Source organism: Bacillus sp. GW821-FHT01G09 (genome assembly GCF_059422205.1).
This window is the reverse complement of the sequence record NZ_JBWKWL010000001.1, coordinates 364639-387382: the sequence shown is the minus strand read 5'-3', so window position 1 is coordinate 387382 and position 22744 is coordinate 364639. Positions and strand designations below refer to the sequence as shown.

The following is a 22744-nucleotide window of genomic DNA, read 5'->3' as shown; positions in this document are numbered from 1 at the left end:
AGAAAAGGGGAGATCTTATGGTTCAACAGAAAGTGGAAGTTCGATTAAAGACAGGACTGCAAGCACGTCCTGCTGCTTTGTTTGTACAAGAAGCAAACCGGTTTACGTCAGATGTGTTTCTTGAGAAGGATGGGAAAAAAGTAAACGCCAAAAGCATCATGGGGCTGATGAGCCTCGCGGTAAGCACAGGCACTGAGGTTACCTTGATTGCCCAGGGAGAAGATGAACAAGAGGCGCTGGAGAAGCTGGCTGCTTACGTTCAAGAAGAAGTTTAGGTGATAAAAATGAGTGACTTTCTAAAAGACTGCTTTCAGAAAATCGGCTGGGAGAAAGACCATGTCAGCTTCGGCGATCTTCCCCTTTTTCTCAAAGCAATGGCATACCGTTTTCCATTCGAAAACCGTGCCGTACTTGCAAAAGAGAATTATAGGGTAACAAAAGAAGATCTATGGCGCCGTCTGCTCAAAGATCAGCACGGTGGCCTATGCTACGATCTAAATGGTTTCCTTTATTTTGTTTTGCGTGAGGCCGGGTTTCATGTGAAGCTTATTCGAGGAACGGTTTATGCAGGCGATCAAGAGGGATGGGCACTAGAAGGGACGCATGCTGCTGTATGGCTGTCTGCGGAAAACGGCGATTACCTCGTTGATATCGGCTTCGGCATCAACCTGGCGCTCCAGCCGATACCGCTTTCCGGAGAAACGGTACAGTCACCAGTCGGGTCATTCCGAATCAAAAAGGAAGAGACAGAAAAGGGCAGCTATGTTCTGCTGATGGACAAAGGAGAAGGCTGGCAAATTGGGTACGCCTTTACCCTTGAAGAGAGTGATCTCGGTGATTTAGATAACATGAAGGACATCATTCACTCTCATGAAAAATCTCCTTTTAACAAATCCCTGCTTGCCTCAAAGCTGACGCCGAGCGGAAGGATGGTCATGTCAGAGCGCCATTTTACGATTTATGAAAACGGCGGTAACATTCAAAAAAGCGACATCGGCCCTTCAGGATTTGAAGAGAAATTAAATACTCATTTTTTGTAACGTGAAAAGCTTGCAGGTTATCTGCAAGCTTTTTCTTATGAACAAGTGTAGATTGCTGTATCAAATGCATCTTCTGGGATATACAGTTTTCCCTTTTCGTATTTATAAGGAATTTCATTCTCTTTAAAGCACTCTTTGCCATAGTCAGTTAGTGTATCCCCAATTTCTATGTATTTCCCGGTATAGTTGGGCTGACATGCTGAAAGAATTGACGTCATTGCCAGAAACAGCATGATTTTCTTCATCACGACACCTGCCTATTATGAAAATTTTACCTTTATTATTCTATCACAACGAAAAGAAAAAGACCGATTTACTATTCCGCACATGCTATAATAATTTTGGAATCTTCTAGAAAAATCATCGTGATGTACATATAAGGGGGATCAACGTGTATCGGATTTTGCTTGTGGAAGATGATGAGCGGATTGCTTCTTTGCTGGGCGGTCATCTTCAAAAATACGGATATGAAGTGAAAATTGCTGAACAGCTGAATGATATAAAATTGGAATTTGCAGAAATGAAGCCTGATCTTGTGCTGCTTGATATCAACCTGCCTTTTTTTGACGGGTTTTATTGGTGCAGGCAAATCCGTACCATTTCCAATGCGCCGATTATCTTTATATCGGCACGGACCGATGAGCTGAATCAGGTAATGGCGATTGAAAATGGCGGCGATGATTATATCACAAAGCCGTTTCATCTAGAGGTAGTGATGGCCAAAATCAAAAGCGTCCTGCGCCGCACATATGGTGAATATTCGCCCTCTTTGCCGCAGGAATCTAGAATAGTGGAGCTTGGCGGGCTGACGATTTATCCTGATCAAAATGAGGCCGAATGGAACAGCTCCCGTATTCTGTTTTCCCAAAAAGAATTTCAGCTTCTCTCTATTTTTGTGAGGGAGCATAAAAAAATTGTCTCTCGTGATGAACTATTGGAGGCGTTATGGGATGACGTTGATTTTGTCGATGACAATACGTTAACGGTCAATGTCAACCGGCTGCGGAGAAAACTGGAGAATGCCGGACTGAAAGATTGCATTTCCACAATCAGAGGACAAGGCTATCAATTTCAAGTCAATCGGAAGGATGAAGCGGAGTGTTAAAGACTTATCTCATCGACCGCTTAGCCATTATTCTATTTTCATTATTAGGGATAGGGTCCGCCATGCTGATTGCGTATTTAAGCATTGTAGAGAGCGGCGCAGAACCTTCCAAAGAAAATATGATGTACATATGGATTTTGCCCGGTACTCTTTTAGCCGCAGGTTTTGCTGCTGATTATGTTCGGCAATTTTCCTTTCTCACATATGTTAAAAAGCTTGCAGAACAAGCCTCTTCTTCGAATGACATCGGACAGTCTTTGAAAGCCCGAAAGCCAAGAACAGGAGAGCAAGCGCTTTGGACGAAAATGATCAACGCACTCGGGCAGCAATACGAAAGCAGGCTCTCACAATATATCAATCAGCAAAAACAGCATTATACCTTCACCAATCAATGGGTCCACCATATGAAAACACCGGTATCCGTCATATCCTTAATGATTCAGGAAGGAAAAAACGGAACCTCATCCTCTTTTCCGACGTTTTTAGAGGAGTTGGAGGATGAGAATGAGAGATTTCGCCACGGTCTTGATATGATGCTGCAAACGGCCCGGCTGGAGGAATTTGCATTTGATGTAAAGCCGCAAACCTTTGATTTGGCAGAAATGGTTCGTTCACTGATCAATCAGGAAAAACGTCAGTTTATTAAACGGCGCCTTTTTCCAACATTACATGTGCCGCCAAATGCCGTTCAGATTTCCAGTGATCAAAAGTGGCTTTCCTTTGTTGTTGAGCAAATCCTTTTCAACGCCTTAAAATATTCAAAGCAAGGTGTGGGAGACCCTATTACAATCCGGATTGAAACACAGGGACATGAGACGCGCTTGTCGGTTGCCGACGAAGGAATCGGCATACCGCCGCAGGATCTGCCGCGGATTTTTGACGCGTTTTTTACCGGAGAAAACGGACGAACCATGAAAGAGGCAACTGGAATGGGCCTTTATTTAGCAAAACAGGTGTGCAGCCGTCTCGGCCATAAGCTGTATGCGGAATCAAAAGAAGGGGCTGGCACTGTGATGACCATCGTGTTTTCAAGTGACACCCTCGTGAATGTGACAGCATTGTAAGGTTGGGGAGCGGAATTGCAAGAAAGTTCGATGGGAGGATGCTGACTTCCTTTTTATAATAAAGAAAAAGGAGGAGCAGAACATGAACGTGTTGCAAACAACGAACCTATCGAAAACGTACTATTCAAATAAAGGAACAATATCATACCAAGCGCTCAGCGCCTTTGATCTCAGTGTGTCAAAAGGAGAATTTGTCGGGATTATGGGGCCGTCGGGAAGCGGAAAAACCACGCTCCTGAATTTGCTGGCTACCATTGATAAGCCGACCCAGGGCGAGATGATGATCAACGGCATTCAGCCGAAAACATTAAAGGACCAAGAGCTGGCTTTGTTTCGCAGAAGAGAACTCGGCTTCGTCTTTCAGGATTTTAATCTGCTTGATACGCTGACGATTCGTGAAAATATTCTCTTGCCGCTCGCATTGGATAAGGTAAAGCTGAGAGAAATGGAAGCCCGATTGGATGAACTGGCGGATACGCTGCAAATCAAGCATATTCTCGATCACCGCACATATGAGGTGTCGGGCGGACAGCAGCAGCGGGCAGCCTGTGCCAGAGCGATTATTCACAATCCGGCGCTCATTCTTGCCGATGAACCGACAGGAAACCTCGACTCAAAATCGGCAAAGCAAGTGATGAACACACTGGCTCAGTTGAATGAGGAAAAGGAAGCGACGATTTTGTTGGTTACGCATGATGCCACAGCGGCAAGTTTCTGTAAACGGATTGTTTTTATTAAAGACGGACGTTTCTTTTCAGAGATTCACAGAGGAACAAACAGGCAGGTGTTTTATCAAAGTATATTGGATACCTTGAGTGTGTTGGGAGGCGATTTTCATGAATTTGAGAACTATCGCCCGTAAAAACATTCTTGGGAATCTGCAACGGTATGTGGCCTACTTTTTAAGCTGTGTGTTTGCCGTTTCGGTGTTTTTTGTCTTCACATCATTTATTTTTCATCCTGATGTCAATGAAGACAATATATATGGCGGAAGCCTTGTCAAAACATGCTTGAGCGCAGCTCTTGTCGTCATCATTGTGTTTTGTATATTTTTCATCACATATTCCAATTCAGCGTTTTTGCAGGCAAGAAAGAAAGAGTTTGGGCTGCTGACACTGTTTGGCACATCAAAGCAGCAGCTTCGCAAGATGATTTATTATGAGCAGTCACTTATTTCTCTTGCGGCGATTGCGGCCGGCATTGGAGCAGGCCTGTTATTTTCAAAACTGTTTTTTATGATCATGACATGGATGCTCAGCGTGAAGGTGCCGATTTCGTTTGCCATTGTGCCGAAAGCGTTTGTGATGACAATTGCCGGCTTTCTCATCCTGTTTCAGACGCTGCTCATTTTATCACTGGGACGGATTCGGAAGCTGGAAATCATTGAACTGATTAAATCGGCCAAAAAGCCGAAAAGTTTGCCAGTTTATTCGAAATGGCTCACTGTATTGTCTTTGCTATGTCTTGGCAGCGGTTATTATCTATCTGCAACAGCCAATGCAATTGACATGATGTTTCGGGTATTTCCAATTTTGATTTTAGTGTTAATTGGCACGTATTTCTTTTTTACCCAAAGCAGTGTGGCGTTTTTCCGCATGCTGTACCGAAAGAAACACAGCTTCTACAAAGGCACGAATATCATTGTGCGTTCCAACATGATATTCAGGCTGAAGGATCATGCACGCATGCTGTTTTTAACCTCTGTCATTACAGCGGTCATATTAACAGCTACAGGTGTCATCTATATGTTTTATTCCGATTTACAAAGGCAGGAGGAGCAAAGCATTCCTCAGTCTGTTTCCTGGGTGGAAAAGGATGCTTCCCGCTTTCAGGTCATGAAGCCTGAGACAGCTGAGAATACATTGAAAAAAGCTCATGCTGTTATCAAGTATAAGGTGGATGCCACAGGGATTCCTGTCACTTTTCAGTCAGACTTGCCGTATGGAAATAAGAAGATGGAAGCGGAAGCTCTGCTGATTTCAGAAAAAGTCTATAATCAAGTCGCAAAGGAAAAAGGGTTCCCAGTTATTCATTTACAAGAAAATGAAGCATTTATTAATGTTTCTTTTCAAATGATGGTGAAAGACACATTTGGAGAAGGGGAAACAGCAGCATTTCATATGAAGTCAGGAAAAACCCTTTCCTACGTCATGAAAAAGCAGCAAAACAAAGGGATATTGATGTCTGTCGATGGAGTCAGCCGTTTATTGGTTGTCAGCGAAAAGAGCTTTGACAGTCTGTCACAGGATGTGCCGCTGAAGGAACAGATGAGAATGGTAGGTTATGAGCTTGAGCATTGGCAGGAGACGGTGGATGTCTCTGAAAAGCTTGAAAACATGGTGCCGAAAGAACATACATCTGATTTTCAAACACGTGCTCCCAGTTATCAAATTGTCAAGCAGGGAGTTGCATTAATGCTGTTTATTGGTCTGTTTGTCAGCGTGCTGTTTTTTATCGTGCAAGGAAGCATGCTGTATTTGCGGATGTTTACGGAAATAGAAGATACGAGAGTGCAGGTGTTAGCGTTAAAGAGGATAGGGGTTACGGACAAAGAGATTCACTCGATCCTTGGAAAGCAAATAGGATTTTTATTCTTCATCCCATTTATCGCAGGTACGATTCACGCGGGCTTTGCGTATGCAGCGTTAAGTAATATGCTGAATTCCAATTTATTTCTTGAGGCCGTAATTGTCATCTTCATTTATTTTGTATTCCAGGCTCTTTATTATATCGTTACCCGTCATATTTATAAGCGTGCTGTTCTTCAGCGTATGTAATATGAAATCCGGTCTGTTATCAGACCGGATTTTTGATTTATTGAAATTCTCTTGTGAGATTTTTCGGTGTTTGCCCTTGGATCGCTGCGAGCATATTTTCGGCAGCCTGTTTGCACATGTTGAAGCGCACTTTAGCTGTTGCTGAACCGATATGAGGAAGCAGCGTGACATTATCCAGCTGCAGGATCGGATTATCTTGGGTGACAGGCTCTTTTTCGTATACATCTAAGCCGGCTCCCCTGATCCAGCCTTCCTGAAGAGCGCGAATCAGTGCTTTCTCATCAACTGTCTTTCCCCGGGAAATATTGACGAAAATTGCTGAATCCTTCATCAACTTAAATTCGCGTTCTCCTATCATGTGATAGGTTTCATCAGTCAGCGGCGTAATGAGAAGAATAAAATCAGATTGCTCCAGCAATGTATCAAGCTCTGCATACTTAACGCCGATGCTGTCTTCTGTTTCTTGTTTGCGATGTCGGTTATGATAAAGCACTTCCATATCAAAACCAAATTTGGCGCGTCTCGCTGCTTGTTCTCCAATTCTGCCCATGCCGATAATGCCTAACGTTTGATGATGAACATCAATTCCGAAAAGCGCTTCCTCTTCCACGGTTCCCCATTTTCCTGCTCTGACAAAACGGTCCAGTTCGGCAACACGTCTGGCGGAAGACAGAATCAGTGAAAAAGCCAGATCTGCAACTGTGTCATCCAGTGTATAAGGTGTATGAGTCCCGACGACTCCTCTTTCTTTCATTGCTTCTATATCGAAGTTATCGTAGCCTACTGATTGGTTGCTGACCACTTTGAGCTTAGGCGCGTGTTCCAGCAACTCACGATTGATTGACGGTCCGGACGTCCCTGATGTTAAAAGCCCCTCCGCTTCTTTTAATTTTTCAAATAGCACGTCACTCGGAAGCGTATCCTCCTGCCATACTTCATAACGGCAATGTTCACCGATGAATGCTTCAATCTCTTCAGGAATCGGTTTTGTGATAAATACAAATGGTTTCAACAAGGCTCCCCCTTTATGGCTGTTGTCTAATTCATTATATCGGAAATAAATAGATGTTAAAAATATAGCTGCGTTTTTTTAATTTCTGGTTCTTTTGAACTTAAAATGAAGATCGAACAGCTAAATCTGCTTAAAAAAGTTTTTTAATTATCAGAATTCACCCATATTTTTTGTCAGACAAATCATCGATATACGAACTGCAGCCGGATTATAGGATGCATTAAATATAAATTTTATTATCTTTGAAAGATATAAATGTTTATGTTTTGATTCTACAGTCCAATTATAGTGTCTTTTTTTGAAAACCTTTTCTTGGCTTATTCCTATGCTATAATTCCTTACTGTAAGCTGGGTAAGAAGGCTTGCAAAATCATATGGATGGGAGATGAATCAAATGGTTTCTTTAACATCAATTTTGGAACACAATCAGCGGTTTGTCAGTGAGAAGAAGTATGAACCGTACAAAACGACAAAGTTTCCTTCGAAAAAGCTCGTCATTGTCACCTGTATGGATACAAGGCTTACAGAACTTCTTCCGCAAGCAATGGGGCTTAAAAACGGTGATGCTAAAATTGTAAAAAACGCGGGAGCCATCGTTTCTCACCCATTTGGAAGCGTGATGCGAAGCATACTGGTCGCGATTTATGAATTGCAGGCTGAAGAGGTATGCATTGTCGGCCATCATGAATGCGGAATGTCTGGGCTGAATGCGTCCTCGATTCTTGAGAAAGCAAAGGAACGCGGGGTGGAGGATAGCTGCCTGAATTTGCTGACGAGTGCCGGACTCGATTTGAAAACGTGGCTGACTGGTTTTCACAGCGTGGAAGAAAGCGTTTCCCACAGTGTGAACATGATTAAGAATCATCCGCTGCTTCCGAAAAAAGTGCCGGTTCACGGACTTGTCATTCATCCTGAAACAGGAAAACTTGATGTGGTCATTAACGGTTATGAAACTGAGCTTATAAACAATCACTCATAAGGGAGGTTATAATAAAATATGCGATTCTCAGGGAGATTCAAGGGATACAATTTGCAGAAATTTCAGAAAGACTTGATTGCAGGTATCGTAGTAGGTGTCGTGGCAATTCCTTTAGGAATGGCGTTTGCCATTGCCTCGGGAGTCGAGCCTGAATATGGGCTATACACTGTTGTTATAGCAGGGATTTGTATTTCTTTGTTTGGAGGATCAAAATATCAGATTGGCGGTCCGACGGGCGCCTTTGTCCCGATTTTATTCGGCATTGTCATGCAGTACGGCTTGGAAAATCTGCTGATTGCGGGGTTTATGGCAGGAGTGATGCTGGTACTGTTTGGGCTGTTTAAGCTCGGAAAAATAATGAAATTCGTGCCCAAACCCGTTATCGTCGGTTTTACAGCCGGAATTGCCGTGCTGATCTTTACGGAACAAATCGCTAATTTTCTCGGATTGAGAAATGTTGAAAAACATGAGAACTTTCATCACAACATGTTTGAAATTGTGCAGCAGCTCGGCACCTTTAACGTGTATGCCATTTTGACAGCTGTGATCGGGCTCGTCATTTTGCTTGTATCCGCCAAGGTGATGCCTAAAGTGCCGGGCGCTTTGTTGGCGCTTCTTATTTCCACAGTGGTCGCGGTTGTCTTTTTCCCTGACCGCATGGCAACGATCGGGTCAACTTATGGAGAAATCCCCCGCCATTTGCCGGAATTTCAGTTTCCTGAGCTTACTTTGGATAAAATGGTTATGCTGTTTCCAGCTGCGCTTGTCATCGCGCTTCTTGGAGGACTTGAGTCGATTTTGTCCGCAATGGTCGCTGATAACATGAAGGGCTCAAAGCATGACAGCAACAAGGAGCTTGTCGGCCAGGGGATTGCGAATATGGCAGCGCCCCTGTTTGGCGGAATCCCGGCTACAGGAGCGATTGCGAGAACGGCGACCAATATAAAAAACGGAGCGGTTTCCCCAGTTTCCGGCGTCGTTCACGGCGTAGTCGTTCTCCTTGTCCTGCTTGTATTTGCGCCTTATGCGTCCCATGTGCCGCTCGCCAGTATGGCACCGATTCTCATGGTGGTCGCATGGAATATGAGTGAGCGCAAGGAAGTCGCAAACATGCTGAGACTGAAAAATGCTGATTCCTTTATTTTGGCGGCGACCTTCGCCCTTACGGTTCTGTTTGACTTAATCATCGGTGTGGCAACCGGATTGCTGCTTGCATTCGTGTTCTTTATCAGAAGAATGAGCGAAGCGACCCGCATCCACAATCAGGAATCGCATCCTGTTCTGGCGAAGAGAGAAGATCCATCTGTCAGCATGTATGCCATAGAAGGGCCGCTGTTTTTCGGATCAATTGATTCCCTTGAATCGTCATTGCTGGAGCATGTACAGAAAAAACCGAAAACCCTCATTCTGCTCATGAATAAGGTGCACTATATGGATACGTCAGCTGAAGCGGTGCTTGGGAACATTATGAATCGAATTAAACGCCACAATGGAAAGCTGATGATTGTAGGATTGCAATCGCAGCCGAAGGAGCTGCTGCATAAAACAGGCCTTTTTCACAAAATAGGAAAGCAGCATTTCTTTGATCACCATGATGAAATCACAGGTTAAAAAAAGCGGCCATCGCGGCCGCTTTTTTATGCATGCTCAAATCGTTTTGTCAGTTTTTCTTGGTGGGCCTTCATGACGTCTTCTAAAGAGACACCATACATATCAGCAAGAATGGCGATATTTCCGATGACATCTCCCATTTCTTCAATCAATTCTTGTTTTTGCTCAGCGCGTGACGATTCTTTCTCATCCGGCCGGTCTCTGCCGATTTCATACGCCCTGACAGCCCGGGCCAGTTCTCCGGCTTCCTCCATTAAAAAGCCGACGCGAATAAAAGGTCCGTATTCTGTCCAGCCTCTTTTTTCGTAAAACTCTTTCATCCATTTTTCTGCATCAGCCAGCTGCAACCTCATCACTCCTGCATTCTTTATGTATTTCATATTGATATTATCACATGAAGATGGGACAATATATAGTGTGTTTTTGAATGTTTAACACGATATATAGATGCGGAGATGACAAGATGAAAACCATTTGTGTATTTGCGGGATCAAACCCTGGGGGAAATGAAGCGTATAAAAGAAAAGCGGCAGAGCTTGGCACGTACATGGCTGAGCAGGGAATCGGCCTTGTCTATGGAGGCTCCCGCGTCGGCTTGATGGGCACGATTGCTGACGCGATTATGGAAAACGGCGGAACTGCAATCGGGGTCATGCCGAGCGGTTTGTTCAGCGGGGAGGTTGTCCATCAGAATCTGACTGAGCTGATTGAAGTAAACGGGATGCATGAACGAAAGGCTAAAATGAGCGAGCTGGCGGACGGCTTTATCTCGATGCCGGGCGGCTTCGGTACATATGAAGAATTATTTGAAGTGCTGTGCTGGGCACAGATCGGCATCCACCAAAAGCCAATCGGACTGTATAATGTAAACGGGTATTTTGAGCCAATGATGAAAATGGTGAAATACAGCATTCAAGAAGGGTTTTCTAACGAATCACACCTAAAACTGATTCACAGTTCGTCACGGCCGGATGAGTTAATTGAGCAAATGCAAAATTATTCTTATCCGATTTTAGAAAAAAAGTGGACAGAAATTTAAAAAAGAGACTTTCTCATGGAAGTGGAGAGAATGAGTCAGCAACCTAGCGTATGAATTCATGAAAAATCGAGTGTTTTTAACAAAGTGAGGTTTCCTTAAGGAAATCTCTTTTTTATTTCTTTTTTGCCTGCATCGTATATTTAGCAGTAATAGAGGACTTTATCACTAGTTTGGATAATAAGCACAGATAAGGAGGGGATGAAAATGGCAACATTGTCAGATGTGGCGAAAAAAGCAAATGTTTCGAAAATGACGGTATCACGAGTGATCAATCACCCTGAGACGGTGACGGATGAATTGAAAAAGCTTGTTCATTCTGCGATGAAAGAGCTGAATTACATCCCTAATTATGCGGCGAGAGCGCTCGTGCAAAACAGAACACAGGTTGTGAAACTATTGATACTTGAGGAAATGGATACGACAGAGCCATATTACATGAACCTGCTGACAGGAATCAGCAGGGAGCTGGATCGCAATCACTATGCTCTCCAGCTTGTGACAAGAAATTCTCTTAATATTGGCCAATGTGACGGCATTATTGCCACCGGCTTGAGAAAGAACGATTTTGAAGGTGTAATAAAAGCTTTTGAGAAGCCGCTCGTCGTATTTGGACAAAATGAAATGGGCTATGACTTTATCGATGTGAATAACGAGAAAGGCACTTTTATGGCAACCCGCCATGTTATGGGGCTGGGGGAGCGGGAAGTTGTCTTTTTTGGCATTGATTTAGATGAGCCTTTCGAACGTGCAAGAGAACAGGGGTATATACGGGCGATGAATAAAAGCTTTAAAAAATCGAATATGTTTCGGATCGACAACAGTTCTAAGAAAAGTGAATGCCTTGCAAGAGAACTGCTGAAATTCATGGACAATCAGGCCGCATTTGTCTGCGCATCTGATCGAATCGCGCTCGGCGTCATTCGTGCGGCGCAATCCCTTGGAAAGAGAATTCCAGAAGACGTTGCGGTTACCGGGAATGACGGTGTGTTTCTTGATCGCATCTCCTCGCCGCGCTTGACTACGGTCAGACAGCCTGTTGTTGAAATGGGGGAAGCCTGTGCTAAAATGTTGCTGAAAAAAATGAATGAAGACGGTGCTGCACAAGGAAGTCTATTTTTTGAACCAGAGTTAATTGTACGAGAATCAACGCTGTAAGCGCCTTATTCTGTTATCGGTAACAGGGTGAAAAGGATTGTTCCCACAATTTCATCATGATACTTTCAAACTATGAGCCGGCTTCAATAAAACGGAAATCAAAGGGGGAAACATGATGGAATATGCAGCGATTCACCACCAGCCATTCAGCACAGATGCTTATTCTTATGATGGGCGGACTGTGCATATCAAGATTCGGACGAAAAAAGGTGATGCAGATCACATTCGATTCATTTGGGGTGATCCCTATGAGTACAATGACGGCAAATGGTCGGCAAACGAGCAGCCGATGAGAAAAATTGCTGCAACAGAAATGCATGACTATTGGTTTGCTGAAGTGGTGCCGCCATTTAGGCGTTTACAATATGCGTTTGTTGTAACAGACGATCATGAAGACATCTTTTTCGGAAGTACGGGTGTATGCCCTTATAACGAAAAAACACTGGAAACGATTCATTATTACTTTAAATTTCCGTTTGTTCACGAGGCTGATACATTTCAAGCGCCTGAATGGGCCAAGTCAACGGTTTGGTATCAAATTTTTCCGGAGCGTTTTGCAAATGGAAGAGAAGACTTGTCACCGAAGAATGCATTGCCGTGGGGGAGCAAGGACCCGGGCGTCAATGATTTTTTTGGAGGAGATTTGCAAGGGATTGTTGACAAGCTTGATTATTTAGAGGATTTAGGGGTGAACGGAATTTATCTGACGCCGATCTTTTCCGCACCTTCTAATCATAAATACGACACGCTGGATTACTTTTCTATTGATCCGCATTTCGGGGATCCAGAGATTTTTCGTACATTGGTCAGCCAGCTTCATCAGCGGGGGATGAGAATTATGCTAGATGCGGTTTTTAACCATATAGGAAGCGCGTCTCCGCAATGGCAGGATGTCGTCAAAAATGGAGATCAATCCCGCTATAAGGACTGGTTCCATATTCACTCTTTTCCCGTCACAGACGACAATTATGACAGATTTGCCTTTACAGCTGATATGCCGAAGCTAAACACGGCTAATCCCGAGGTGCAGAAATATTTGCTTGATATTGCTTTGTACTGGATTCGCGAATTTGACATTGACGGCTGGCGTTTGGATGTCGCAAATGAAGTGGATCACGTTTTTTGGAAGACATTTAGGCAGGCTGTATCTACTGAAAAGCCTGACGTTTATATTTTAGGTGAGATCTGGCATTCTGCCGAACCCTGGCTTAGAGGGGATGAATTTCATGCGGCGATGAATTACCCTTTTACAGAGCCTATGATTGAATATTTTGCTGACCGGACGATCCCAGCCTCACGTATGGCCTACCGTGTCAATGCACATTTGATGAATGGAATGAAGCAGGCCAATGAGGTGATGTTTAATTTACTGGATAGCCATGATACAAAGCGCCTTTTGACCAGATGCCGCAATGATGAGAAGAAAGCACGCGCATTGCTGGCCTTTATGTTTGCTCAGGCAGGTTCTCCCTGCATTTATTACGGAACGGAAATCGGGCTGGACGGCGAAAATGATCCATTATGCCGAAAATGTATGGTTTGGGAAAAAGAGAAGCAAAACCAAGACATGCTGCAATTTATGAAACGGTTAATTGCTTTACGCAAGCAGGAAAACACTTTATTGACAGAAGGAAATCTTGAGTGGAATCTGCTGGATGACCAAAACGATTTTATTAGCTTTTCACGGACTCTTGATGAAAAAATACTGATTTATTTCTTTAATCAAGGGAATGCGGTTCAACATGTCAGTTTACTGGATTTGAATATTGAAAGGAATAAGAGGATCTGTGATGCATGGACAGAGCAGCCGCTTCAGCATCACGATGTCATTGCCGTTCAGCCGGGAGAATTTTTGATTTTGAGTGTTGCCGCCCCTGTATAACATTCTGTTATCGGTAACAAATCGAAAGTTGTTGTAACCGCTTTCTATAGGACAATACAATTGTTATAGTTTCGTAAATAGAAGGGGGAAAAGAGATGGTTCTTTTTAAAAAGGGGTTCGCCATATTGGCGGCATCATTTCTGGCAATCGGCCTTGCCGCCTGCTCAAGTTCAAAAAATCCAGCAAGCGCTGATGGCAAAAAGGTGCTGACTGTGTCTGTCGAAGAAACGTATAAAGAATACATTGAAAGCATTAAAGCAAAGTTCGAAAAAGAGAATGATGTCACAGTAAAAATTGTTGAAAAGCAAATGTTCGAACAGTTAGAAGCGCTTCCTCTTGATGGCCCGGCGGGTAATGCGCCTGATGTTATGCTTGCTGCATATGACCGGATCGGCGGTTTGGGACAGCAAGGACATTTGCTTGACATTAAGCCATCTCATACAAAAAGCTTTGGTGATAAAGAAATGCAGCAGGTGACAGTTGACGGCAAAGTGTACGGAATGCCGCTAGTCATTGAGACACTTATTTTGTATTACAACAAAGATCTTTTAAAAACAGCGCCAAAAACATTTAAAGACCTTGAAAAGTTAACGGAAGATCCTCGATTCGCGTTTGCTTCGGAAAAAGGAAAATCAACCGGATTTTTAGCAAAATGGACTGACTTTTATATGTCGTACGGCTTATTGGCTGGATACGGCGGATATGTGTTTGGAAAAAACGGCACAGATTCCGGGGACATCGGCCTGAACAATAAAGGAGCTGTAGAAGCGGTGAAATATGCGGAGAAATGGTTTGAAACATATTGGCCGAAAGGAATGCAAGACAATTCAAGCGCAGACGACTTTATTCAGCAGATGTTTTTAGAAGGCAAAGCGGCTGCGATCATTGGCGGTCCTTGGTCAGCTGCCAATTATAAAGAGGCTAAATTGAACTACGGAGCGGCTCCCATTCCGACATTGCCCAATGGAGAAGAATATGCCCCTTTTGCGGGTGGGAAGGGCTGGGTAGCTTCAAAATATACAAAAGAGCCCGAGCTGGCTGAAAAATGGCTTGAGTATGCTGCAAATGATGCCAATGCTTACGCTTTTTATGAGGATACAAACGAAGTTCCGGCCAACACGGCTGCAAGGAAGAAAGCCGATGAGCAAAAGAATGAACTGACGTCAGCTGTGATTAAACAATATGAAACAGCAACGCCGACTCCAAATATTCCGGAAATGGCTGAAGTATGGACAGGAGCGGAAAGTTTAATTTTTGATGCAGCTTCAGGAAAAAAATCGACACAAACATCAGCGAATGATGCTGTAAACGTCATAAAGGAAAATATTAAAGAAAAGTATGTGAAATAAAACGGCGGGATAGCGTCCGGAAGAATAGAGGGCGGAAAAAATGAATAAACATCACACACTTGCAAAGCAAAAACGAAAGGCAGGGCTTTTATCGATCATTCCAGGACTTGGGCAGATTGCGAATCAGCAATTGTCAAAGGGGCTCTTATTTCTTGTCATCACAGGCTTGTTTGCTTTTGAATTATGCGTTTTCGGTATACAGGCGCTAACCGGATTGATGACATTGGGAAGTGTTCCCGGTGAAGATCACTCGCTGTTTATGCTGATTGAAGGCACGCTGCAATTGATCGTGACGGTGATTTTCCTCATGTTCTATATCTTTAATATCCATGATTCGCGTAAGACCGCCGCTATGAAAGCGGCGGGTTTGGAAGTCAATACAACAGCCAAGGATATGATCTGTCATGCGGGCGATAAAGGGTTCCCATATCTATTTACACTTCCGGCATATATCATGATGGTGTTTGTGATTATTTTTCCGGTTTTGGTGACTCTGTTTGTTGCATTAACAAACTATGATTTTTATCATATTCCGCCTAATCGTCTGATTGACTGGGTCGGGTTTAAAAATTTCTTAAATATTTTTTTCCTTGGCTCCTATCGTGAAACATTTGTGAATGTACTGGGCTGGACGGTTATCTGGACAATCTGTGCAACAACGCTGCAAATCATTTTAGGTATTGTGACGGCACTTTTCGTCAATCAGGATTTTATAAAAGGCAAGCGGATATTTCGAATGATTTTCTTATTTCCATGGGCTGTTCCGGCGTTTATTACAATCATGAGTTTTTCCAACATGTTTAACGACAGCATAGGAGCGGTGAATGCACAGGTGATTCCACTATTCAATCACCTGCCGTTTGTTGATCTGCCTGCGATCGCGTGGAAGACTGATCCTTTCTGGACAAAGACAGCCCTCATTATGATTCAGACGTGGCTCGGCTTTCCATATATTTATGTCATGGTAACGGGAGTGCTTCAGGCGATTCCAGGTGAATTGTATGAAGCGGCAAAGATTGACGGGGCCACTTTTATTCAGCGTTTTCGGCATATTACATTCCCGATGATTTTATTTGCCACAGCACCCGTGATGATTACTCAGTATACGTTTAATTTCAATAATTTCTCGATCATCTATTTATTTAATGAGGGAGGGCCAGGCAGTGCGGGAGCCGGGGCCGGATCGACTGATATCTTAATTTCGTGGATTTATAAACTGACAACAGGCACATCACCCCAATATTCCGTTGCGGCGGCTGTGACACTGTTAATTTCTTTCATTGTCATTGGAATTTCACTGATTGCTTTCAAAAAATCGAATGCTTTTGGCAATGAGGAGGTTATGTAGGTGAACGCGAGCACTGCCAGAATGCTTAATAAAATCTGTACGTATTTATTTTTGACGCTTTTAAGTATCGTCATTATATATCCGTTGCTGATTACGGCATCATCAGCCTTCCGTGTGGGAAATTCGGCGGCTTTTCAGCTCGATTTTTCGGGTTCTTGGACGTTGGATCATTTTAAGCGGCTATTTGACGAAACGCTTTATCTCAATTGGTACAGCAATACACTTGTCATCGCGCTATCGGTCATGGTTTTGCAGGTTACAATCGTGACACTTGCCGGGTACTCGTACAGCCGCTATCGGTTTGCAGGCAGAAAAAAGAGCCTGATATTCTTTTTAATCATTCAAATGGTGCCGACAATGGCGGCGCTGACTGCTTTTTATGTCTTGGCGATGCTGATAGGCGCACTCGATCAATACTGGTTTTTAACAGCGATCTATATCGGCGGCGGAATTCCGATGAACACGTGGCTGATGAAAGGTTATTTTGATACTGTGCCGAGAGAAATTGATGAAGCCGCGCGAATTGACGGAGCGGGACATCTGAGGATTTTCGCTTCAATTGTTCTGCCGCTTGTTAAGCCAATGCTCGCGGTACAAGCGCTTTGGGCATTTATGGCACCGTTTGGTGATTATTTGCTGGCAAAGTTTTTGCTTCGCTCACCGGAAAGGCTGACCATCGCTGTAGGATTACAATCCTTTATTTCTAATCCGCAGCAGCAAAAAGTAGCTCTATTTGCGGCTGGTGCCATTCTAGCTGCACTGCCGATATGCGTTCTATTCTTTTTTCTCCAAAAGAACTTTGTGTCCGGTTTGACAGCCGGCGGAACAAAGGGGTAATTCAATGAAGAATCTGGAGAATAAAAGCTTTATCGTCCGCTGCCTGAAAGCGGCTGCATCTCCATCAGGTGTTTGCCGCTATGGGAATACTTTCAGCTGGCTGCAGCTCTCTTTTCTCTTTATGTTTTTAACGGCCTGCTTAATGGCGCCGTTAACGATTTCGTTTGTGAAAATGGATCGCTTCAGCGTTGCATCTTTCATGCCGTCAGCGATTCAAGGGGTTAATGATCAATTTGCTGATCAATTACAGGGTTTACAAATCAGGAACGGAAAACTAATAGGCGGGAAGAGCTCTGAGAGGATTGAAGATGGGCAGAATGTGATGGCAGTCGATATGAAGCATGAATATGAGACAAGCGGTGAAAATGGGCGATTGAAAGTAACTGGATTTGAAAACGCCGTCATATTTCAACCTGATCAACTGGTGATCACCGATCAAAACGAAACAGGGTTTTCTGTTGGCTATGCGAAAATGGACGTTAAGCTCGAGAAACCAAACGTCCATGATGTAGAGGTTTTGATCGATACATTGTGGGTGGCACAGTATAAGCCGATGATCATGATGCTGGCATATACGGTGGTTTCTATGATCCAGCTTTTGTTAACGTTTGTTCTTGCAGGTGGCCTCTGGATCACAAAAATATCAAACATGGTTTCTATTGCATCATTCAAGGAAGCGGCCTCTATAGCGATTTGCGCATCAGCACTGCCGGCATTTGCGGCAGCTGCTATCGGCATGGTTCATTTTGATTTGATTACTGTATTGATGATCCATTCGTGTGGCGTTACTTTGATGATTTCTTTTGCATTTAGATATTTGACCAAAACCCGCCGTGATAATGGAAACTTACATTCGGGAGGAAATGATGATAAATCAGCGGTTATTTGAGATTGATGAATGGAAAATCAAAACAAATACATTTAATAAGGAGCATACACGGCTGCTGGAAAGCCTGACGTCTCTTGCCAATGGCTATATGGGGGTCAGAGGAAATTTTGAAGAAGGCTATTCAGGCGACAGTCACCAAGGCACATATATTGCAGGCGTGTGGTTCCCCGACAAAACGCGAGTAGGCTGGTGGAAAAACGGGTATCCAGAATATTTCGGAAAAGTGATCAATGCGATGAACTTTATAGGCATAGGCCTATATGTTGACGGTGAAAAAATCGATCTCCATCAAAACCCAATCGAATCATTTGAGGTAGAACTCAATATGAAAGAGGGGATTCTGCGGCGAAGCGCTGTTGTCCGCATTCAGGATAAATCCGTCAGAATCAGGTCAGAGCGGTTTCTTAGCCTTGCTGTAAAAGAACTCTGTGCGATTCATTATGAAGCGGAGTGCCTGACGGGACATGCTGTCATTACGCTTGTTCCTTACCTGGATGGAAATGTGGCAAATGAAGATTCTAACTACCAAGAACAGTTTTGGCAGGAGGAAGCGAAAGGTGCTGATTCTCACAGCGGCCATTTAGCGGCAAAAACGATCGAAAACCCATTTGGAACACCGCGCTTCACGGTTTTAGCCGCGATGGCAAACGAGACGGAGGGTTTTGTCAATGAAAGCTTTAAAACGAATGAAATGTATGTCGAGAATCGCTACAGCTACCAAACGAAGGCATCTTTGAAAAAGTTTGTGATTGTCACGACTTCACGTGATTTTCGTGAGGAAGAGCTTTTATCAAAAGCCAAGGAGCTTTTGGCGGATGTGGTAGAGAACGGCTATGAAGATGCAAAACGGAGGCACACTGATCGATGGAAGGAAAGATGGGCAAAAGCGGACATTGAGATTAAAGGAGATGAGGAGCTTCAACAAGGAATCCGCTACAATATCTTTCAGTTATTCTCGACATATTACGGGGGCGATGCCCGTTTGAATATCGGGCCGAAAGGATTTACTGGCGAGAAATATGGAGGTGCCGCATATTGGGATACTGAGGCGTACGCCGTTCCGATGTATTTGGCGACAGCCGAGCCGGAGGTGACGAAAAACCTGCTTTTGTATCGCTTTCATCAGTTGGAGGCTGCCAAACGAAACGCGGCAAAATTGGGGGTGAAGGGGGCACTTTATCCGATGGTGACGTTCACCGGTGATGAATGCCACAACGAATGGGAAATCACCTTTGAAGAAATTCACCGCAATGGCGCGATCTGTTATGCGATCTACAATTATATCAATTATACAGGCGACTGTAACTATATGGAAGAATACGGGATAGATGTTCTTGTGGCAGTCAGCAGATTTTGGGCCGACCGTGTTCACTTCTCGAAACGAAAAAATAAGTATATGATCCATGGCGTCACAGGGCCGAATGAATACGAAAACAACGTTAACAACAATTGGTATACGAATGTCATTGCGGCTTGGACGTTGGAGTATACTCTACAAAATCTCGAAAGTATCTCAGCGGAGAAACGCCGCCTTCTGGATGTGCAGGAAGAAGAATTGAAAGTCTGGAGAGAAATCATCCAGCACATGTACTATCCGTATAGTGAAGAACTGCAAATTTTCGTTCAGCATGACACGTTCTTGGACAAAGATCTGCAAGCAGTAGATGAATTAGATCCAGCGGAGCGGCCTCTTTATCAGAATTGGTCATGGGACAAGATTCTCCGCTCCAATTTTATTAAGCAGGCAGATGTTCTCCAAGGCATTTATCTTTTTAATGACCGTTTTACAATGGAAGAAAAACGGCGAAATTTTGAATTTTATGAGCCGATGACTGTTCATGAATCAAGCCTATCGCCCTCTGTCCATGCGATTCTCGCAGCCGAACTCAAGCTGGAAAAGAAAGCGCTCGAATTATATAAGCGCACAGCAAGGCTTGATCTTGATAATTACAATCATGATACGGAAGAAGGCTTGCATATTACTTCAATGACGGGGAGCTGGCTGGCAATCGTTCATGGCTTTGCAGGCATGCGCACCGCGAATGAGACGCTGTCATTTGCTCCGTTTTTGCCGAAAGAATGGGACGAATATTCATTCAACATCAATTATCGAAATCGATTAATCAATGTGACGGTTGACGAAAAGCGCGTTATTTTTGAGCTTGTAAAAGGCGAGCCGCTGCACATGAACGTTTATGAGGAACCGGTTGTCCTACAGGGACGATGTGAAAGGAGAACGCCTAATGAGTGAATGGTGGAAAGAAGCTGTCGTTTATCAAATTTACCCGCGCAGTTTTTATGATGCCAATGGAGATGGATTCGGGGATTTGCAAGGTGTGATTCAAAAGCTGGATTACATCAAAAATCTCGGGGTGGATGTCATCTGGCTCTCCCCGGTATTTGATTCCCCGCAGGATGACAACGGATATGATATCAGCGATTACAAAAACATGTATGAAAAGTTTGGGACAAATGAAGATATGTTTCAGCTGATTGATGAAGTCCATAAACGCGGAATGAAAATCGTCATGGATTTGGTCGTGAACCACACGTCAGATGAGCATGCTTGGTTTGCTGAAAGCCGCAAGTCGAAGGACAATCCTTACCGGGATTATTATTTTTGGAAAGATCCTAAACCGGACGGCTCAGAGCCGAATAATTGGGGATCGATCTTTTCAGGCTCAGCGTGGACATACGATGAAGGAACAGGGCAGTATTATTTGCACTACTTTTCAAAAAAACAGCCTGATTTAAATTGGGAAAACGAAGCCGTTCGCCGGGAAGTTTATGATGTAATGAGATTCTGGATGGATAGAGGCGTTGACGGCTGGCGGATGGATGTGATCGGCTCTATTTCTAAATACACCGATTTTCCGGACTACGAAACGGATAACAGCCGCAGCTATATTGTCGGCCGTTATCACTCTAACGGCCCCCGTCTTCATGAGTTTATTCAAGAGATGAACAGGGAAGTGCTTTCTCATTATGACTGCATGACAGTCGGAGAGGCAAACGGCTCTGATATTGAAGAGGCGAAAAAGTACACAGATGCAAGCAGGCAAGAGCTGAATATGATCTTTACATTTGAACATATGGATATTGATACAGAACAAAACTCGCCAAATGGGAAATGGCAGATCAAGCCATTTGATTTGATTGCTTTAAAAAAGACGATGACAAGGTGGCAGACCGGGTTAATGAATGTCGGCTGGAATACCCTGTATTTTGAGAACCATGACCAGCCGAGGGTTATTTCCCGCTGGGGCAATGATGGGAAGCTGCGTAAGGAATGTGCGAAGGCATTTGCAACGGTTCTGCACGGCATGAAAGGAACGCCGTTTATTTACCAGGGAGAAGAAATCGGCATGGTCAACAGCGATATGCGGCTGGAGATGTATGATGATCTTGAAATAAAGAATGCATATCGTGAACTAGTCGTCGAAAACAAAACGATGTCAGAAAAAGAGTTTGTCAAAGCCGTGATGATAAAAGGAAGGGATCATGCGAGAACACCGATGCAGTGGGATGCCGGAAAACATGCGGGATTCACAGCCGGAGACCCGTGGCTACCGGTAAATTCCCGCTATCAAGCTATCAATGTGAAAGAGTCCTTGGAAGATCAAGATTCGATTTTCTTTTACTATCAGAAGCTCATTCAATTACGAAAGCAATATAAGATTATGATATATGGCGATTATCAGCTGCTGCAGGAGAATGATCCGCAGGTCTTTTCTTACCTTCGAGAATATCAAGGGGAAAAGCTTCTTGTCGTTGTGAATTTATCGGAAGAAACGGCTCTGTTCGAAGCGCCTCCAGAACTGATTCATGAGCGTTGGAAAGTGCTGATTTCAAACTATCCGCAGGAGCGGGCTGACTTAAAGAGTATTAGCCTCAAACCTTATGAAGCTGTGATGGTCATTAGTATATGAAAGCGGTCATTTTTGATTTAGACGGAGTGATAACAGATACGGCTGAATATCATTTTCTCGCTTGGAAGCACATCGCAGAACAAATCAATATCCCTTTTGACAGAGACATGAATGAAAGGCTAAAAGGGATCAGCAGAGAAGAGTCACTTGAAAGCATCTTGATCTCTGGCGGTGCGGAAACTAGGTATACAAATGCGGAGAAACAAGAACTTATGCATCGGAAAAATCACGATTATCAAACGCTGATCAGCAAATTGACGCCGGAAGATCTTTTGCCGGGGATTGGCAGGCTCCTATGTCAATTGAAAAACGAAAATATAAAAATCGGGTTAGCATCTTCAAGCCGCAATGCTCCTAAGATTTTAAGACGTTTGGCAATTATCGATGATTTTGATGCCATTGTTGATCCGACGACTCTTGCGAAGGGGAAGCCTGATCCTGACATCTTTTTAACAGCTGCAGCGATGCTCGATGTTTCCCCTGCTGATTGCGCGGCAATAGAAGACGCAGAAGCAGGTATTTCTGCAATCAAATCTGCCGGGATGTTTGCGGTTGGAGTCGGTCAAGGACAGCCGATGCTTGGTGCTGATCTAGTTGTGAGGCAGACGAATGATTTGACACTTGAGCTGTTACATGAGGAATGGGAGCAGTATAGAATAAAAAGTGTTTAAGGGAGTCAATTCCTTGAAATGAAAAAACCTGCAAGAGACGCAGCTCTTGCAGGTTGT

Annotated in this window: 21 protein-coding genes; 18 read left to right on the top strand and 3 right to left on the bottom strand. The window is 43.8% G+C overall.

Annotation, left to right across the window (positions count from 1 at the left end; translation table 11 throughout):
- Positions 1-17: 17 nt before the first annotated feature.
- Entirely contained in the window at positions 18-275 is a 258-nt protein-coding gene (locus AC07VD_RS01945) for an HPr family phosphocarrier protein (RefSeq protein ID WP_003219835.1), read from the top strand.
- Entirely contained in the window at positions 276-1040 is a 765-nt protein-coding gene (locus tag AC07VD_RS01940; RefSeq protein WP_124059206.1) for an arylamine N-acetyltransferase family protein, read from the top strand.
- Between the two features lie 35 nt (positions 1041-1075).
- Here AC07VD_RS01940 and AC07VD_RS01935 read toward each other — a convergent pair whose 3' ends face one another.
- Complete coding sequence (locus AC07VD_RS01935) at positions 1076-1285, bottom strand: hypothetical protein (RefSeq protein WP_124059204.1); 210 nt, start codon at positions 1283-1285, stop codon at positions 1076-1078.
- Positions 1286-1431: 146 nt separating this feature from the next.
- Here AC07VD_RS01935 and psdR point away from each other — a divergent pair, with 146 nt between their 5' ends.
- From psdR to psdB, 4 genes are all read left to right on the top strand, one after another.
- Complete coding sequence (psdR, locus tag AC07VD_RS01930; protein ID WP_015384738.1) at positions 1432-2145, top strand: two-component system response regulator PsdR; 714 nt, start codon at positions 1432-1434, stop codon at positions 2143-2145.
- Entirely contained in the window at positions 2139-3209 is a 1071-nt protein-coding gene (psdS, locus tag AC07VD_RS01925) for a two-component sensor histidine kinase PsdS (protein WP_003242699.1), read from the top strand. The genes psdR and psdS overlap by 7 nt, the downstream gene beginning before the upstream one ends.
- 82 nt (positions 3210-3291) lie before the next feature.
- Positions 3292-4071, top strand: a complete 780-nt coding sequence (gene psdA, locus AC07VD_RS01920) for a lantibiotic ABC transporter ATP-binding protein PsdA (protein ID WP_003228167.1) — start codon at positions 3292-3294, stop codon at positions 4069-4071.
- Positions 4046-5986, top strand: coding sequence for a lantibiotic ABC transporter permease PsdB (gene psdB, locus AC07VD_RS01915; protein ID WP_024571588.1), 1941 nt, complete (start codon positions 4046-4048; stop codon positions 5984-5986). The genes psdA and psdB overlap by 26 nt, the downstream gene beginning before the upstream one ends.
- A gap of 37 nt (positions 5987-6023) precedes the next feature.
- On the opposite strand, the gene AC07VD_RS01910 is transcribed toward psdB, so the two are convergent.
- Positions 6024-7001 carry a 2-hydroxyacid dehydrogenase gene (locus AC07VD_RS01910; RefSeq protein ID WP_494721575.1) on the bottom strand — a complete coding sequence of 326 codons (978 nt, stop codon included), beginning with the start codon at positions 6999-7001 and terminating at the stop codon, positions 6024-6026.
- 382 nt (positions 7002-7383) lie between these two features.
- Here AC07VD_RS01910 and AC07VD_RS01905 point away from each other — a divergent pair, with 382 nt between their 5' ends.
- Together AC07VD_RS01905 and AC07VD_RS01900 are read left to right on the top strand one after the other, a co-directional pair.
- Entirely contained in the window at positions 7384-7977 is a 594-nt protein-coding gene (locus AC07VD_RS01905; protein WP_010886620.1) for a beta-class carbonic anhydrase, read from the top strand.
- A gap of 18 nt (positions 7978-7995) precedes the next feature.
- Positions 7996-9588: a SulP family inorganic anion transporter gene (locus AC07VD_RS01900; protein WP_017695267.1), complete on the top strand. Its 1593-nt coding sequence runs from the start codon at positions 7996-7998 to the stop codon at positions 9586-9588.
- A gap of 26 nt (positions 9589-9614) precedes the next feature.
- On the opposite strand, the gene AC07VD_RS01895 is transcribed toward AC07VD_RS01900, so the two are convergent.
- Complete coding sequence (locus AC07VD_RS01895; protein ID WP_003242570.1) at positions 9615-9935, bottom strand: MazG nucleotide pyrophosphohydrolase domain-containing protein; 321 nt, start codon at positions 9933-9935, stop codon at positions 9615-9617.
- 116 nt (positions 9936-10051) lie between these two features.
- Between AC07VD_RS01895 and AC07VD_RS01890 the strand changes: the two genes are divergently transcribed.
- The 10 genes from AC07VD_RS01890 to pgmB all read left to right on the top strand — a co-directional run bounded on the left by AC07VD_RS01890 (position 10052) and on the right by pgmB (position 22687).
- Positions 10052-10627 (top strand): LOG family protein, encoded by a 576-nt coding sequence (locus AC07VD_RS01890; protein ID WP_014665480.1) that lies wholly within the window; start codon positions 10052-10054, stop codon positions 10625-10627.
- Between the two features lie 204 nt (positions 10628-10831).
- On the top strand, positions 10832-11782 hold the full coding sequence (locus AC07VD_RS01885) for a LacI family DNA-binding transcriptional regulator (RefSeq protein WP_015714765.1): 951 nt from the start codon (positions 10832-10834) through the stop codon (positions 11780-11782).
- A gap of 112 nt (positions 11783-11894) precedes the next feature.
- Positions 11895-13664: a maltogenic alpha-amylase gene (gene mdxD / locus AC07VD_RS01880; protein ID WP_494721576.1), complete on the top strand. Its 1770-nt coding sequence runs from the start codon at positions 11895-11897 to the stop codon at positions 13662-13664.
- Positions 13665-13759: 95 nt separating this feature from the next.
- A complete protein-coding gene (gene mdxE, locus AC07VD_RS01875) occupies positions 13760-15013 on the top strand; it encodes a maltodextrin ABC transporter substrate-binding protein MdxE (protein ID WP_494721577.1) in 1254 nt (417 codons plus the stop codon).
- A 40-nt stretch (positions 15014-15053) separates the two neighbouring features.
- Positions 15054-16361 (top strand): carbohydrate ABC transporter permease, encoded by a 1308-nt coding sequence (gene mdxF / locus AC07VD_RS01870; RefSeq protein WP_212129142.1) that lies wholly within the window; start codon positions 15054-15056, stop codon positions 16359-16361.
- Positions 16362-17198 carry a maltodextrin ABC transporter permease MdxG gene (gene mdxG / locus AC07VD_RS01865; protein WP_015251161.1) on the top strand — a complete coding sequence of 279 codons (837 nt, stop codon included), beginning with the start codon at positions 16362-16364 and terminating at the stop codon, positions 17196-17198.
- Positions 17199-17202: 4 nt separating this feature from the next.
- Positions 17203-18087 carry a DUF1189 domain-containing protein gene (locus tag AC07VD_RS01860; protein ID WP_494721578.1) on the top strand — a complete coding sequence of 295 codons (885 nt, stop codon included), beginning with the start codon at positions 17203-17205 and terminating at the stop codon, positions 18085-18087.
- A complete protein-coding gene (mdxK, locus tag AC07VD_RS01855; RefSeq protein WP_494721629.1) occupies positions 18065-20338 on the top strand; it encodes a maltose phosphorylase in 2274 nt (757 codons plus the stop codon). Before AC07VD_RS01860 ends, mdxK begins: the two co-directional genes overlap by 23 nt.
- Positions 20331-22016: an oligo-1,6-glucosidase gene (malL, locus tag AC07VD_RS01850; protein ID WP_494721579.1), complete on the top strand. Its 1686-nt coding sequence runs from the start codon at positions 20331-20333 to the stop codon at positions 22014-22016. Before mdxK ends, malL begins: the two co-directional genes overlap by 8 nt.
- Positions 22013-22687 (top strand): beta-phosphoglucomutase, encoded by a 675-nt coding sequence (gene pgmB, locus AC07VD_RS01845; RefSeq protein WP_024573363.1) that lies wholly within the window; start codon positions 22013-22015, stop codon positions 22685-22687. Before malL ends, pgmB begins: the two co-directional genes overlap by 4 nt.
- Positions 22688-22744: the final 57 nt, after the last annotated feature.